The sequence below is a fragment of the Gemmatimonadaceae bacterium genome, assembly GCA_030647905.1.
In the GTDB taxonomy this organism is placed as follows: Bacteria; Gemmatimonadota; Gemmatimonadetes; order Gemmatimonadales; family Gemmatimonadaceae; genus UBA4720.
This window is the reverse complement of sequence record JAUSJA010000034.1, coordinates 1-15,319: the sequence shown is the minus strand read 5'-3', so window position 1 is coordinate 15,319 and position 15,319 is coordinate 1. Positions and strand designations below refer to the sequence as shown.

At 58.1% G+C, this 15,319-nt stretch carries 16 protein-coding genes; 4 read left to right on the top strand and 12 right to left on the bottom strand.

Annotated elements, in window-relative coordinates; genetic code table 11:
- Positions 1-60: 60 nt before the first annotated feature.
- A complete protein-coding gene (locus Q7S20_13040) occupies positions 61-738 on the bottom strand; it encodes a hypothetical protein (protein MDO8502761.1) in 678 nt (225 codons plus the stop codon).
- A 90-nt stretch (positions 739-828) separates the two neighbouring features.
- The gene (locus Q7S20_13035) at positions 829-1,086 is read right to left on the bottom strand and encodes a hypothetical protein (GenBank protein ID MDO8502760.1); all 258 of its coding nucleotides are present in this window, start codon (positions 1,084-1,086) and stop codon (positions 829-831) included.
- Between the two features lie 212 nt (positions 1,087-1,298).
- On the opposite strand from Q7S20_13035, the gene Q7S20_13030 reads away from it, so the two are divergent.
- Complete coding sequence (locus Q7S20_13030; protein ID MDO8502759.1) at positions 1,299-2,294, top strand: hypothetical protein; 996 nt, start codon at positions 1,299-1,301, stop codon at positions 2,292-2,294.
- Positions 2,295-2,330: 36 nt separating this feature from the next.
- On the top strand, positions 2,331-2,609 hold the full coding sequence (locus tag Q7S20_13025) for an ATP-binding protein (GenBank protein ID MDO8502758.1): 279 nt from the start codon (positions 2,331-2,333) through the stop codon (positions 2,607-2,609).
- Here the strand turns inward: Q7S20_13025 and Q7S20_13020 are convergent.
- The 6 genes from Q7S20_13020 to Q7S20_12995 all read right to left on the bottom strand — a co-directional run bounded on the left by Q7S20_13020 (position 2,606) and on the right by Q7S20_12995 (position 8,603).
- Entirely contained in the window at positions 2,606-3,289 is a 684-nt protein-coding gene (locus Q7S20_13020) for a hypothetical protein (GenBank protein MDO8502757.1), read from the bottom strand. The genes Q7S20_13025 and Q7S20_13020 overlap by 4 nt on opposite strands.
- Before the next feature lie 24 nt (positions 3,290-3,313).
- Positions 3,314-3,511, bottom strand: a complete 198-nt coding sequence (locus Q7S20_13015; protein ID MDO8502756.1) for a hypothetical protein — start codon at positions 3,509-3,511, stop codon at positions 3,314-3,316.
- A 652-nt stretch (positions 3,512-4,163) separates the two neighbouring features.
- Positions 4,164-5,642 carry a hypothetical protein gene (locus Q7S20_13010; protein ID MDO8502755.1) on the bottom strand — a complete coding sequence of 493 codons (1,479 nt, stop codon included), beginning with the start codon at positions 5,640-5,642 and terminating at the stop codon, positions 4,164-4,166.
- A 455-nt stretch (positions 5,643-6,097) separates the two neighbouring features.
- Positions 6,098-6,766: an IS630 family transposase gene (locus tag Q7S20_13005; protein MDO8502754.1), complete on the bottom strand. Its 669-nt coding sequence runs from the start codon at positions 6,764-6,766 to the stop codon at positions 6,098-6,100.
- A complete protein-coding gene (locus tag Q7S20_13000; protein ID MDO8502753.1) occupies positions 6,759-7,199 on the bottom strand; it encodes a helix-turn-helix domain-containing protein in 441 nt (146 codons plus the stop codon). The genes Q7S20_13005 and Q7S20_13000 overlap by 8 nt, the downstream gene beginning before the upstream one ends.
- Before the next feature lie 87 nt (positions 7,200-7,286).
- On the bottom strand, positions 7,287-8,603 hold the full coding sequence (locus Q7S20_12995) for an N-6 DNA methylase (GenBank protein MDO8502752.1): 1,317 nt from the start codon (positions 8,601-8,603) through the stop codon (positions 7,287-7,289).
- A gap of 255 nt (positions 8,604-8,858) precedes the next feature.
- Between Q7S20_12995 and Q7S20_12990 the strand changes: the two genes are divergently transcribed.
- On the top strand, positions 8,859-9,107 hold the full coding sequence (locus Q7S20_12990) for a hypothetical protein (GenBank protein ID MDO8502751.1): 249 nt from the start codon (positions 8,859-8,861) through the stop codon (positions 9,105-9,107).
- 201 nt (positions 9,108-9,308) lie between these two features.
- On the top strand, positions 9,309-10,355 hold the full coding sequence (locus Q7S20_12985; protein MDO8502750.1) for an IS110 family transposase: 1,047 nt from the start codon (positions 9,309-9,311) through the stop codon (positions 10,353-10,355).
- A 416-nt stretch (positions 10,356-10,771) separates the two neighbouring features.
- Here Q7S20_12985 and Q7S20_12980 read toward each other — a convergent pair whose 3' ends face one another.
- The 4 genes from Q7S20_12980 to Q7S20_12965 form a co-directional block, all read right to left on the bottom strand.
- Positions 10,772-12,205 (bottom strand): hypothetical protein, encoded by a 1,434-nt coding sequence (locus Q7S20_12980; protein MDO8502749.1) that lies wholly within the window; start codon positions 12,203-12,205, stop codon positions 10,772-10,774.
- Between the two features lie 149 nt (positions 12,206-12,354).
- Positions 12,355-13,242, bottom strand: a complete 888-nt coding sequence (locus tag Q7S20_12975; protein MDO8502748.1) for a DUF5677 domain-containing protein — start codon at positions 13,240-13,242, stop codon at positions 12,355-12,357.
- A 300-nt stretch (positions 13,243-13,542) separates the two neighbouring features.
- Positions 13,543-14,079 carry a hypothetical protein gene (locus Q7S20_12970; protein MDO8502747.1) on the bottom strand — a complete coding sequence of 179 codons (537 nt, stop codon included), beginning with the start codon at positions 14,077-14,079 and terminating at the stop codon, positions 13,543-13,545.
- 94 nt (positions 14,080-14,173) lie between these two features.
- Positions 14,174-14,851 carry a hypothetical protein gene (locus tag Q7S20_12965; protein ID MDO8502746.1) on the bottom strand — a complete coding sequence of 226 codons (678 nt, stop codon included), beginning with the start codon at positions 14,849-14,851 and terminating at the stop codon, positions 14,174-14,176.
- Positions 14,852-15,319 lie beyond the last annotated feature (468 nt).

The window sequence follows — 15,319 nt, the reverse complement described above, 5'->3', positions numbered from 1 at the left end:
GATACGTTTCACGCGTCGCGTAAGCGAACCTACCGCTCTGAACGTTGATGCAGGGAGACACTAAATGCCTCGCCAATGCCAAGGAGCAACGTCTATGAATTCGCTTACTGATTCTGAAACTTGAATGACTCCAAGATCCTGAAGGGTCTTGACCCAGCTGAGCATCTGATCTCCGACCGCATTCAGCCCCACCAGGAATTCATACTGGTGATACTCATCGGCAACATTCGTCCCGTACACTTGGGTACCATCTCCAAGCTCGATGAGAGGTTCACCATCCTCATTATCAAAAAACTCACTTTCCTCCTGCCGCTCTTCATCGAAGCGCGCAAATGTTAGATATGGATAAGTTTCTTCGAGCTCGCCGATTCTCAACATGTACTGCCAATGAGTGCGACACTCCTCCCATTCCGATTGCTCGCGCTTTCGCTCTTCGAAGTACATCTCGCTTCTAAGCTTCGACTGCCAGTCCCGAAATGTTAGTCGTATTTCCACGTCGCGCTTCTTTTGGGTGCCTATGTGCCATATTACCGAATAGTCACGCTGGCTCAGTTTCATTTCGCCGGGCGGTGCGTCGAGAAGCCGGGCCCATTCGGTTAACTCGCCTTTACGAAGTAAGATTGAAAAAGCATGCGCGTCTAAGACACTGTCGCATCGTATCGGCACGGTGACGGATGCTTGCGGCAGAGTGAAGATACCTTTCCCGTACGTCTTTTCAACAAAGGCATTTGCGTCCACGATGAGGAACGTATTGACGCTTTCGATGTATGCAACGAGGTACGTCGGAACGGGTTGTCGATACCAAAACTGCAAATCCCTAACGCGAATTCAAAGTTTGACATAGTTGCTCGAGGCAAATGTCTCTTTCGTCAACACCGCAGCCGTTATTCCCTTCATCTGGAACCAAACCAACGACGAGGTTAAGGTCTCGGCGCCCTCGCGGTCGGGTTTCGTCAGGTGTAACCCTATGTCACGGGCCGCCCGATCGCGCTGGTACTTCACAACGATTCCATGTTGTGCGGCGAGAGCTTCGAATGCGGCCATGTATCGCCGTTCAAAGGCGTCCTGTGATGATTCGCGTGTCATTGGTTTTGCTCGGCGGTAAAACCGACTAGTTTCGTATCACGATGAGTATGCTCGCGTTCTTGCCTTGGTCAACCTGCACCAGGCGCCTCCGCTTCGGGGACTTTCACATCGTTCCCTACTCTGCAGCCCTTTCGGGGGGCGAAATAACGAGCGATTTGAAGGCGGCCGCGGAAGCCGTATTGGGATCCTATGGTCGAATGCGTGCCGTAGACATGGCTTCGACGCCTTTGCTCCGGCACGACGACTCGTCGTTTACGCATGATCTTACCGACCAACAAGTCACGGACTATTTCGATTTTAGAACTCGCTTGGCCTTCGCGATTCTCTCAGAAAGAGAGTTTTTTACCCACAGGTACGTCAACAGCGACAACGCTCGGCTGACGATTCAAGCCTTTACTTCGGAACGTGCCGGTGGCGCCGCCGTCACCAGCCGCCGTCGCGACGGGTCCAGTACGACGTTGATTCCCAAAGGTCGGCTTGATGTAAGGCGACCGGAGCATGTCTCGGGATCGTGCGAGTTGCCTCGCGACCTGGATCAAGAACTCCTACATGCGCTTGAGGCCGCGGCGAAGGAAGGAGATGTGAATTGGTTTCCGTTTTCCGATGCCTTGAGGCTTTTCGTCGGTGGAAACACGGACAGCCCAGACATAAGCCAACACACCGAATTGATAGATATCGTCAGCGCCTTCAGCAGACTCTCGGGAGCTTGGGATCAGCGAGGAACGGTGGAAGGCTTCTTGGCGGCATTTCGTCCTGAGACTGAACCGGACAGGCGGTATTTCGGCGGTGTAGCGTCAAACAAAGCCCTGTCGACGGCAATGCGGTCAGGGAAATCGATACGGGAAGTGTGGCTAGGGGATGCTTATGTTCTGCGGAGTCAGTACGGGCACGGTCACGTCGAAGCGCCTCCCTATTCGGCGATATGGACCACTCGCGAGCATTTGCTGCTTGCAGCTTTTGCATTCCCGCTATTTGCGAAAGGTGTGCTTGCAAAAGCCGGATACTACGAGCTGACAGCGGACGACGTGGCCAAGGTTGAGGCATTCGATACTCTGGCTACGCTAAAGCCATTCAGCGGTAATCCCGATAACCCGAACTTCCCCTGGCGGGCGGCATTGAGCCGCGCAAGGCAACGTCCTATGGTGCTCGTGCTGGCAAAAGCATTCGAGGAAGCTATGCAATCGGAAGCCTCACGGACAACAAGCTGATCCATAAGCCGGGCCCCTAATGTCAGTGAGCGACGTATGAGGCTTCGCGGGAAATTTGTCGGTGACATTGAGCCGGGGGAACTACAGCATTTGGTAGAGAACGGCGTCGGCGAGTCGCGTCAGCTCGACTACAAACTCGAGCTGCCTGGCTCGTCTTCCGGCGAGAAAAAGGAATTTCTTGCTGATGCCACCGCGTTGGCCAACACGGCTGGAGGCGTGATTATTTACGGCGTTCTCGAGCTCAAGGACACCAACGGCCAGAATACTGGGTTACCCGCGACCATCCCAGGGATCCCTAGTCTTGTGTCCCATTAATAAGTAATACATATTGGCATGGTGATATTTTCTCTTTGGAGGATGCCATGCCTCGAGGACGCGCCCCCAGTTTCAACATCATGTTGTCCGATAATGAGAGAGAAGAATTGGAGCACATCACCCGCTCCACTTCGCTCCCCGCGGGAATGGTTCGGCGTGCGCGGATCATCCTCCTCTCGGCCGGGGGTGCCACGCATCGCAACATTGCACAAACAGTCAGCGTAAGCCTCCCTATCGTCGGCTATTGGCGCAATCGATTCAATGAGAATCGTCTCGCGGGCCTCTATGATGTATCCCGACCCGGGCGACCCCGCACTCACGACGAGGATGAAGTCGCCCAGATGCTCCGCACCGTGCTCAAAAAAAAGCCCAGGAACTCTACTCACTGGAGTGTTCGAAGCGTCGCCCAGAAGACCGGTATCAGCAAGAGCACCGTGCAACGCTATTTCTCTCTCTTTGGTGTACAGCCGCACAGAACGAAGCATTTCAAGCTCTCTACCGATCCGTTCTAGTTTGAAAAGGTCAGCGACATCGTCGGGCTCTATCTCAATCCTCCCGATAAAGCGCTTGTCCTCTCGGTCGACGAGAAGAGCCAGATTCAAGCGCTGGAGCGTAGTCAGCCGCTCTTGCCGATGGGATTGGGTTATGTCGAGGGAATAACCCACGATTACAAGCGCCACGGCACGACTACGCTCTTCGCTGCACTAGATGTCCAAAGCGGGGAAGTCCTGACGCAGTGCAAAAGACGCCATCGCCATCAGGAATTCCTCACCTTCCTCAATTACGTCGATGCAAGCGTCCCACCGGAGCTCGATTTGCATCTCATCATCGACAACTACTCGACTCATAAACATGCCCGTGTGAGAGCGTGGCTCGCGCGCCGGCCACGCTACCATATTCATTTCACTCCGATGGAGAAGTCATGCCTTAAGGTTTCCGGGGGGATGCACTCGCTGACCTGATCGAGTAAGAGCCCGGCCTTCGCGCAAAGCTCCGCTCGGGACTCCGAGATCGCGGGCGATGAACCGGTCTCCTTCCACAAGGCTGAGACCGTGCGAAGCGCCTTGTCGAAGTTGGGAAATACCTCTCTGTTTGGCCCACGAAGCATCTCTATTGCGTTTGTAAGAGACGCTGCATCTTCCATCCGGAGCAAAGCGTCTCGCACGGGCTCAGCAAGCAATCCCCCGGGTCTCGGGGCTGTCGGGCTCTGGAGCCGTGTGAGCTCGACTCGATGTCCCGCTCGATGGACCAAGGCAGCAACGAGTAATCCCGCAGTAGACAGCTCCCATCGCTTATAGTCCGTGCGCTCCGAGCTGATGAAAATTCCACAATCATGTAGCGTCCTGGCCGCGATCCGAGTGGTTGTCACCACTCTAGTCACGCCGGTCCGGGTCCGCTCCATGTCGCGTGCTCGCAATCCATCACGTATTTCACGTATGAAATCCGGGAGCAAAGTCGAAATTGACGGACACTAGAAGCGCTCGACACGCACGACTATTCCGCTCGGTTCCTTCACGTCTTTCTCACTGATGGCTTTCAGACCCCCTCCCTCTCTTAGAGAAGGGTCTTTCGCACTTCTACCTGAATTGCTTTTCTGAGTCCGTCCAGAGCGGCGGCTGCAATCTCACGCCACGCGGCCGATGCCGGGCTGTTTACTGGCGGAGGTTCTCCCGCGATCACTGTAATCGCCGTATCCAGTAATTCCCGGCCAATCACGATGATCGTTTCGAGGGCTTCGCGATCTGAGGGATCGGGCCATGCCGCGTCGAAGCCCGCGCCGAGCACCCTAATCAATTCGAGTTCAATGTAAGGCACGGCGCCAAGCGGGTGGTCATTCTCGAAGAGAGCGAGATTCTGTAGTTCGCCTTCATTCCGCAGCGAATACTGCGTCGGGCCACTGGTCAACAGCTCGACTACACGCCGGAATTCGCTCGAACCGCTTAACCACTGACGCAGGCGCGCTGAGGCACTCGTTCTAGCTCCCCCTGCCTGCCGGGTTCTCCCACCGAGCGCAGCAGCTTCGCGGGTACGCCGACGCGCCACTGTGGATTGTGCTTCCGTGATCGCGGAGTCCGCCATAGATCGCGCGGCTGAAGCGGAGGTTCCAAATGCAGCAATTGCGACGGCTTCGGTTAGGTCCCTCCAAGCGGCCAGCTCGTCGGGTGCCATTTCGTCGATTTCCGAGGAATCGAACACCCGCCATCGCTCGTAAGTCTGTAAACAGCGCGCTTCGTGGCGAGTTCCACGCACTCTCGAAGGATCGAGGATGGGCCACTCTTGAAACTGTATTAACGCGACCCTACGGAGGCCCTCACATCCTATTTCGCCAGAGACATAGAGGCGAGCTAGGGCGCCAAACGCCGACGCAAGCGACGCGCCAACGATCAGCCCGTCCCGAGGATTTTCAAACTTCAGACCGTGAAAATTATTGGTGACCGCTCCCGCTGGATTCAGATAGGCGACCTGATGCTTGAACTGCGCACTCATGGGAACCGCAATATCCCATAGCGCCGGAGTCAGCGACCACCATGCATCGCCGCGAGACTCCACCGACGGTGCAACGTGCACTTCTTCGGCTCTCCCGTACCGGATATAGTCTCTGATCGCTGCATTCGTCGGCAACTCTCTCGGCAACGTGAGAAGCCAATGCTCAGGAGCGTTGGATTCGCCGCTCACAAGTTCCTTAGGACCCGTCAAGAGCGGGGTGAGATACCGCCTGTGGAGGCGAACGCTTGTGCCGAGGCCAGTTAGATTTCGTATCAAACTCGCACTTGCTGGATTCGTGTCTTTCAACTTGAAAAACGCGTGACCGAGCTTCTGACCAGCGCCGGACTCGATTCCGGCGGCGTCGCGAATAAGTGTTGTAGCTGGCGCAGCTTCGAACTCACGCAACACATCTGGTTTTGTTCCCGCGATGAGTAAGTCTCCAGCCGGGGGTGTTGCGCTAATATCACGGATGACGACGCGTGCAGCCGGAGACGGAATACCGTCGACCGACATGAGTTCGCCGGTCGCATCTTCCCGAACATTCACGAAGTGAACCCTGCCGGCTCCTGTCGCGTTCCTTCCGCGAGGACTAAAGAGTGCAGCGAACGTTGCGACTCTTGCATCGCTAAACCAGACATCCTCTTCAGTATGCCATATTACGAGGTCCCACCGCCGACGAAGCCACTGTCGCCAACCTGCTACGTTCTCGTTTTGTAAAACTCCCGAGGGGAGGACGAAAGCCATTCGACCTCCCTCAGCCAGAAGCGCGTTCGCCAAGAGGACGAACCACGCACTCAGGTTGATCCCGGTCGTATCCGGCAGGCTCACCCTCGTGCCGAATAGCGCCTCAAGACGGCCGCGTGCCCGATCCTCATCGGGGTGGGATCGGGCGTAGGGTGGATTACCAATGATCAGGTTGGGCGACCGGAGGGCATGGTGCTCCGACCCGACTTCAAGCATTTGAATACCGGCTCTGAGATCGAATGCATCTCCGAGACGAACTAGGTCTCTGACCGCCTAGATAGTTTCTTTGTGTATCCGAACTTGGTGCGGGCATCTTTTCGGGTGAAGCGCCAACGGATGCAGGTCTTTCGGCGGTTCGCTCTGGTGTTCCACGCGCGGGTTTCGGCTTGGAGGTGCGCGAGCTGCGCCATCCGGCGGGTGCCGAGACATTGCCGTGCAACCAGACTCAGTTCGATCTCTGCTTGATTGAGCCAACTGCCATGCGCCGGGGTGTAGTGCACCGTGAGCCGGCGCCAGAGGCGGTGGCCGGTACGCCGGCCGAACTGGTTGGTGAGCGACGTTTCGCCGTGCGTGTTGAGGTTATCCATCACCAGATGGATGGTTCGGGCGGCGGGATAAGCCGTCACAACGGTCCGAATCATCCGGGCGAATTGGGCCGCCTTCCGATTGGCGGTCGCGCACGTGAAATGCCGTCCTGCTTTCGGTTCCACCACGCCGAAGATATTCGCAGTGCCGCAGCGCTCGTATTCATTGTCGCGTTTCGCCACGTGGCCCGGACGGGCGGGCCGGCCAGGACGCACGTCCGCATGCAGGGACACCGGCTTTTCATCCAAACAGACCACCGGTTCCTTCCGGTCGTAGGGCTTCTCGTAGAGCGCCAGCACGTCTTCCATCCGCGCGATGTACTCCGGAGTGAGCTCAGCCACGCACCACATTTTTTTCCCGCCACGGTTTCAAGTCGTGGCTTTGCAAGAGCACTCGGATCGTCTCGCGCCCTACCTGAGGCACCACCTTCCGCTTCACCGCGTGCTCCGCGATCAGGCGGACCGTCCAGCGCGCCGCCCCTGCCGGTGGGTCGGCACAGACCATGGCAATGAGCCGCTGTTTGTCGGACGGGGCCAGCACTTCGGCCGCTCCGGGTCGCGGCCGCTCATACAACGCGCGCGCCAAGCCGCCGGTTCGGTAGCGCTGGGCGATGTTGCGAATCGCTGGCGGCGTGAGCTGCACCGTTTGTGCGACCTCGGGCGCGCTGGCCCCGCGGTCCAACTGCAACAGCGCCAGCGCGCGGAGTACGACCCGCACCTGTTGTACACCGCCGTGCAACAGGTGCTCCAACTCCTTCACGTCGTGCGACTTCAATCGGAACGACAAGGGGGGACGTGGCATGCCCCAGTATACCGCCCTCGTGCCCTTTCGTCAATCAGCGTTAGCTAACTCTTCAGGCGGTCAGAGACCTAGCGGGTGGTTGCTACCATGCCTCAATCGGCGAGTCGCAAGGTTGATGGCTGCGAGGTGAACAGCGAACGGGTCGAGATCGTTGCCGTAGGTGCGAGCTAGAATCTCGTCGTGAGACGCCCCGAGGTCTCGCTGACGTCCGTACGTCTCCACGAGGAATGTCCCGGCGCCACAAGTAGGATCGAGGACAATATCGTCCCTCGAAGTGACAGCCCATTTCGCCATACTTCGCGCGAGACGGGGCTGCGTATAATGCTGTCCCATTTCCCGGCGCCGTTCCGGCGAAATCAAACGCTCGAAGATTGACCCTAAGACATCGCTTGAGAGATTAGCTAGATCGAGGCGGTCGACAAATGCGAGGAGAGCGTTCCAATGCCGGACTGCATCTGCCGTGGCGTGTCGGAGAACCCAATTCCCAACCGCCGACAACCGCAGAATGGATTCGTAGTCCCCCGTTATTCCCTCGGCTTCTGTAAGAGAAGCGTGCACAGTGTTAGCAAGCACGACGGAGGTTCTTGGGCTCGTCCCTCCAAGAAGCGGTCGTAGCTCCGCGAAATTGTCGGCGAGGAGCCTGTAGAACAATGCAGCGGAGAGCACTTCGAATATTCCCTGCGCTACGAGGTATCTCGCTTCCTGTCTGTCATCGATGTCGAGACCAGCTACTAGCGCCCGCTCACGAATTGTTGCTCCGCGAGCTGAGTTGTCATTCAGAAAGTGGCGCCAAAGAGGATCCAACAGCTTTGCGGCAAACTCCGAGAAGAAATCAACGACTACTTCATCGACCAAAACCAGGGCTTCCTCACCCTGTCGGAGCATTCTGGTACGCTCAAAGAGCCGTCGGAGTCCCAGTTCAGTAGACTGGCGACGCTGATCGTCGCTTAACGCGGCCCACCAGCCAGTTGATTGCGCGAGTGAGGATGGGATAAACGGAATCACATTACCTTGCAATCGCGACAACGGGCTAGCCATCAAACCAGACCCAGCATCAAACACTGCGATCTGATGAAAATTGGTGGTAAAGCACCAACGCGATCCTTGATGCTGCGCTTTGCCGACCGCGTCATCTACTTCACTCACGTCGAGCGGAGTCAGACCGTGCGGATCGTCGGGCCGCTTGGCCTCACCGGTAATGATGATTGTTCCCCCGGAGTCTTCTATAACCACGTCAGATCGATTACGGCGACGGCGCAAACCAGTCTCGACTCTCCAACGAATCGGATAGCCAAACACTTCCTCTCCGATTTCTTCAGCGAGCGTCGTTAAGCTTGCCAGCCACTCGATTTCGTTCGCGCCGGGATGGAAGGTCACATGTAAATGGGAATGAGTGTGATCCTAGCTATTTGACTAGGAGCAAATCTCGGCCTTCTTGGATCAGAGCGCGAGGCCAGCATGTAATGTGCGTCGCGTTCGGCGATCTCGTCGCCGGGAGCGCCGCTAATCGCCGACCGAAGTATCAGCAATCACAGGAGCGGATCGCGCCTGAATGGCCATTCTACTTCCCCTTGCGCGGATAAGTCGCTCCATCGCCTTTGGATGCGACGAGACTCTCGACGGCTGCCAGTCATGGAGTATCGGATCGAACTCGACTGCGCCGAGCGGGAGTTCAGGGTGGGCGATCCCGAGCTTGGTGGGATTGCGCACGAACGCTGTGACCGCGAAGTCACGGGCGAGCGCTTGCGTTATGACCTACCGGCCGGTGGCACCCGACGCGCCAAACACAAGCAGTTTCATTTACCCTCGTTGTTGCCGGCAACGCCGGGCTTCACCTGCAGGCGAATCAATAAAATGCGGCGGCGAAGCCGCCGCTACTGAAGATCGTCTGGTGCAAGCAACGTTAGAACTTATGTAGGAACTGGCGGTTCACGCGGACGGGCCGCCAACGTTCGGGCTTCCTCCAAACCATCACGTAAGGAGAAGCCCATGCGACCAGCAGCGACCCGTCCCCAAAAGTCACGTGTTCCATCTACGTTATACGTCGCGTTCGAACTCGGCAACGCCGAGTGGAAGCTCGCGATGACCACCAGGATCGATCAGGCGCCGCTCGTGCGCACGATGCCGGCGCGCGACCGCAAGGCGCTCGAGGCGGAGATCGCTCGGGCGAAGGCGCACTTCGGGTTGCCGGCCGGCGCACCGGTGCGAAGCTGCTACGAGGCCGGCCGTGATGGGTTCTGGCTGCATCGCTATCTCGTGAGCCGGAGCATTGCGAACAGTATCGTCGATTCCTCGAGCATCGAGGTGAATCGGCGCCGCCGCCGGACGAAGACGGATCGGCTCGATGCCTGCAAGCTCGTGACGATGCTCATCCGCGCGGCCGGCGGCGAGAAAAGGGTCTGGAGTGTGGTGAACGTACCGGCGCCCGCGGCAGAGGATCAGCGCCAGGTGCACCGCGAGCTCTTATTCGCGCGGCGCGATCGCGGGCGGCACACGAACCGGATCAAAGGTCTCTTGGCCAGCCAGGGCGTGCCGCTCGCGCGGATTCAGGAGCTGCCGTCGCATGTCGTGAGCGCGCGACTGTGGGACGGGACGCCGCTGCCCCCGCTTCTCTGCGCGCGGCTCACGCGCGAATGGGAGACGGTCCTTTGGTACACGGTGCGAATCCGCGCGCTCAAGAAAGAGCGCCGGGCGCTGCTCAAGACCACCGATGATCCAGCGATTGCCCAGGTGCGCCAGCTCAACCAACTCCGCGGCGTGGGAATCGACAGCGCCTGGCTCTACGTCATGGAATTCTTCGCGTGGCGCCAGTTCCGCAATCGTCGCCAGGTCGGCGGCCTCGCGGGACTCACCGACACGCACTACCAGAGCGGCGATCTGCAACACGAGCAAGGGATCTCCAAGGCAGGGAACCGCTGGGTCCGCGCGCTCGCGATCAACACGGCGTGGGCGTGGCTGCGCTTTCAACCCGCGAGCGCGCTTGCCCGCTGGTATCAGCAGAAGTTCGGCACGGGCAGTAGCCGAGTGCGCAAGATCGGGATCGTCGCCCTTGCGCGAAAGCTGTTGATCGCCTTCTGGCGGTACCTCGATACAGGACTCGTTCCGGAGGGTGCCATGCTACGCGCATAAGCACTTGATGTGTCACGGCGCTTCCATTCGCCGACTGGAGGGAGCGGCCCGCATTTGCTGTCGGGTTTGCAGAGTCATGCTCTGCGTACCGTTCGTTAGAAGGGGTCCGCTGCCCTCCCTCGCTTCAACTCGCCCTTGGGCGGATTCACAAAGTTCGGGTGTTCAGCTTCGGCTGATACGGATAGGAGGTTGTTCACGGGTGATCACGCCCGGAACGTTCGGAAGAAGCGGCCAGTCAGTGGTGGATGCCAGTTCAGAGAAAAACACTGACCAACGGCGATGGGCTGTGTTATTGATCCTGCTCGCCAATCAGTCTTTCCCAGGAGACTTGACAGATGACGCCTCATAGGAGAGACAGTGACGGGTTACCTATGTCACCGGCTGCTCACGGTCGAGATTTCAGGATCGGCGCCAGATCAGTTCCGCTGATCGTATGCCAAGGCCAAAACACCAGTCAACGATCGCGCGGCACGGCCCTTTTCGAGGCGCTCCTGCATCTTCGTGTGAGCGTACCTCCCTGCAATTGCGACCGGTGCGTGCAGCCCGCCGACGAAAGGAGCTAAGGCCGGAGCGAACAGCGCCGCGGCGGTCACCACACCGCCAGCTAACGTCTGCACGTGTTTCAATCCGTAGGTGTCAGCGATACGCCGTACCTCATTCTTGTGATCGGCAACGAGCCCCGCGATGCCGCGCCCGACTTCAGCCGCGACCCGGTCTAAGTCATCCAACGCAGCCGTGTGAAGGTCAGCCGTGTGCGCCGCTAATCTCTTACGAAATTGCTCGTTTTCATTATTGCGACGCATGTCGACGAGGGATGACATGGGGACGTTTCCCAACCATTCGTGTGCAGGCCGGTCGAGAGAGCGCAGCACGGCGATCGTGTTGGGCGACAGCGAGCCCTGGCTCACGAGCTGACCCTCGAAGGTCTGGGCGATGAGTTTGTGGTAGTACCAGTGGGCTTCAACGCACATCATTGGCTGACCGGCCAGCTCCTCGGCGTTCTCGAGAAGATGGTACTGTGGTCCGAGCCGCTCCATGATCGCGTATAGAACTAGGACCGACTCGGGAAATTGCTTCAACGATGCAACGTGTTCCTCCGTCCGCCACGTCCGAACGTGATCCCAGTAGCGACGAATGCCAATCTCCAGGGGTTCCGGGGAGTCCGCGCCTGGAGCTAGAAACAAGCGCGCCTTGTCGACTCCTTCGAGGAATTCGCTGGAGTGGTCGATCGCGAAGGCCTTGAGCTCATCAAGATGCCCGAAACGATAGCCAAGGTGATGACCCACAACAGCGGCCGTCAGCGCGAACTGCCCTTCCTGCGTGATTGCGTCCCTTTCCTCGAGACCTTTTTCCCAGCTTGGAAACACCAATACGGCCGGATACGGCAAATCGACATCAACGAGCGGTTTGAGATGTAACAACCAAAACGACTGCTCCAAGAGGTTGACATGCCGGAACCGCTCCTCTTTCCGTTCCGTTTCGAGCCACGGCAGCAAGGGGTCTGGGATGAGGATCGAATCGGCGTAGAGAAGCATCTTCCGAACCGAGGCGAAGTGCGAGCCCGAGAATCGACTCGATCCACCTAGAACCAACTTCATGCCTCCGGTGTTGCGTGCGTCACGAAACACGTCCCGCCACGTCTCCGAGTACAGAGAACGAAGTTGTTGCTCAAACCAAGTGTAGGCCGAGGATCCTCGGCGACCGAGGAACGTCGCACGCTCTCGAACGACTTCATCGAAAGCACCGCGTGCTGCAAACGTCGATACGTCGTCGCCAGTCGCCCGCTGAAAGAATTCGTCGACGATGGAGAAGAGCCGGCGCTGTCGTTCGATCACTTTGGAATCCATCAACCTAACTTATTGAGTGATCACACATCTGTTCGGTAGCGCACGCGACCGTAGTCTGTCTAACATCCGAGTTGAGCAGCGGTAGCGTCATATCCTGCGGCCGCAGGCTACGCTCCGAAATCCCCTAGTCTGGTCCAACGCATGTTAGGGGCTCAGCTGCCGCGTTCGACCAGAAACTGTTCATGCAGATCATTCGCTAGGCGAACTCGCTCGTCGAGCTCCACGATCCGTTTGTGTAGACCTTCCGTTTTACTTGTGCCCAGGTGCTGTATATATCCATCATACGCTTCGAGCGTTAGAACAGCCAATGCATAGAGGAGCTGCGGCCGAACGCGTGTCTCCTCAAATCGAGGCCGAAAACGGCCCGGGGGGACCACCTCAAGATGATGTTGGAGTAGATCGTACCAACTTCCATGAACGTTTCGTGACGAGCCGGCAATGGCAGTCTGGTATACAGTCAACATGCCCAGCGCTTCTGCTTTTTGACGGAGTGTCTTTCCACCCCAGTGGTGGACCTTCTTGTCCGGAAGATCATCTAGTCGGATCTCCGAGTTGCGGAAGGTCCGCTCGATTGAGCGTATCATCCGCGTCTCAATGGGCAGCTCTTGCCCGCTGCGTCCTTTGATGTTCGTCCGAATCGTCTTCAAAAGATCACGCTCGTGTTGCAGCGATTGATGCAAATATGACTTCAGAAGGTCTTCGGATCGATTGGCAAGTAGGTACGATACGTTTACGACGCATTCCGTGATTAGGCGCGAGCTTACCCACGCGAGCTCGGCGCGATTATCCTTCGCTTGCTCGAGGAATGCACGCAGGAGCTTCGAGAGGCGAACGAATTGACCGCCGAACACCGCCTCCTCTAACGTCCAGTCGCGAACGGTCCCGGTTACAGCGCTGCCTAGCAGAACCGCCCATTGCACAACCTCTCGAAGGAGGTTGAACGCGACATGAAAATGTTCTCGCTCTCTTGTGAAGCCACGCACCGCCTCGGCATCGACGGGTACACGCGGAATCTCCGATACCGGCAGATCGTCGTTCATATCAGAAGCTGCGGAGCTGTGGAGGATGAAGAGTCGGTGGACCGTAGCTGATCGCCGTCACGCCAGTACTGCAAGACCCCGCGAACACTGCAGGGTGTACCCTCGGCCAGAGGTCGACCATGGATGCTCGCGTGCTCCTATTTGCCATCGATCATCCATTGGTGCAGAGCGGACGGCGGCTTCTAGGGCAAGCTGAAAGGCAAAGCCTGAAGCGTTAAGAAGCCGTTTCAGCTTGTCGTGCTCATCCTGTTCGCTAGAGTTCATGTCGAAGGTGCTCTCTCGTGTTCCTGGACAGTTGTGTTACCTGCGTACCCGGCCGCTCGTTGCTGGCTGGTTGGCCTTCGAATAGGCCCACAGAGCTCGGTCCAGCGTCCGCATGCTCACCTTCAGGTCGCGTGCTAGGTCTCGTGTGTACGTTGTATACGCCTGCCAAATGGAATAGCTGCACTGATTCGGCGCGGGTTGCCCGAGACTCCAGAACGCGCGGAAATCGATGATCGGCCAGTCCGCGCTATCGCAGAAATGCAGTATCACCGAGGCCGTGGCCCAATCGACACCGTCGAGCAGGCGGAGAACCTGAATCTTGAACCGTGGTTCATCAGCCGTCAGGGCGCTGCTTGTCACCTGACGAACGTACTCCTCACTATTCTTGCGGCAGCGCGACTTGGTGCGCTTGGTCTTCCACTCGGCGAGGCTGAGGAACTGGTCGCGTGACAGATGGTGTCCTGAACGTGCGGCCGCCCCGATCCGCTCGGCATCGCGATCGTCATAGTCGTTCCGGTAACGCGCTGCCCACGCGTTTATCTCTGCCGGTGGGATGTTTAGCTTGAATGTCATCGGAAGTTGTCGGCGTCATGCGCGCGGAACGCAAGGGGCGTTCTGGGTTGGTATGCCTGAGCGAAGCTGCATTCAGGGCCCCGCGCGCCTGTGATCAAAGCAGTTGGGTTAGCAACAGCTTATACCACTCGTCGTCGAGGCCTCGCTTCTCGTGCTGGTACATACCAAGAGCGTTTAGAAGTTGTAACTGGCGAGGGAACTCGTGAAGGTCAAGTGCGAACCACCTAGGGTAGCCAGTGCGACCCGTCAGCGGATTGTGTTCGAACCGGAATAACATCCAATTGCCGAATCGTTCGGTGACTCGAGAGACACGGTACGCGAGGTTGAAGCTTCCGAAGCTGTCCCGAGCACGGTACAACTGCTCCGTGCTCGTCGCGGATGGAGTCGGCTCGATCCGCGCCATCCCGATGATCCGGTAGACGCCGTTGGGCCGCGCACCCAAGTCGGGAATGATCTCGCCACTGAGCAGAAGGCGCGCACCGCTGCGAGATGGCTTCACTTCCGCTGACAGCGGGCCACTCTGCGTCATCGTGAGCTTACCGACTTCTGACGCCTCATTGAACGTGTCGACAACAGTACGAAGAACGTCGACGGGTTCCCGGAAGGCTTGTTCAAGCAACGCACGGCGTTCGGCTTGGCGCTCCCGCTCCTCTCGGTCCTTCGCCTCTTGCGCCGTCGTCTGCACGAGCGTGGCAGTCGCTTTCTGAACAAGCGTACTCACATCGGGTAGCCCCGCGACAGAGGCTGACTTTCTCTTAAGACGCTCGATCACGGTACTCCACAATTGGGGGCGGCGAGCGGGATCCTTCTGTAACATGAGCAAGATGAGCTGTACTAGCTCCTGCGGAAGATCCGGCCGCGCAACACGCAGGTCCGATGGGGGCGTCAACAAGTGCGCGTGGCGCCAGGCTAGCGGGCTGTTGTCACCCGGCTTTGGTTGAACGGGCCAGGTTAGCGTGGCCATTTCGAAAAACATGACGCCTGCTGCGTACACGTCCATGGCGATAGTGTTAGGGCCGTACTCGAACGCCTCAGGTGCCTGATACGGGCGGGTACCCCAACCCTTGAAAGTTTCAGAACGTGTCGCCGCATCGGCAAGCTTAGTGGTCTAGTTCGGAAATTCGATGACGTATCTTAGGCACAACGAACCAACGGAGCATTGGGAAGCGCAAGCTTGGCGAGGAGTCGTGCAAGGTCCTGCCGCGTGTATTTCCAGTCAAAGGGCTTGGCAGTCTGCTGG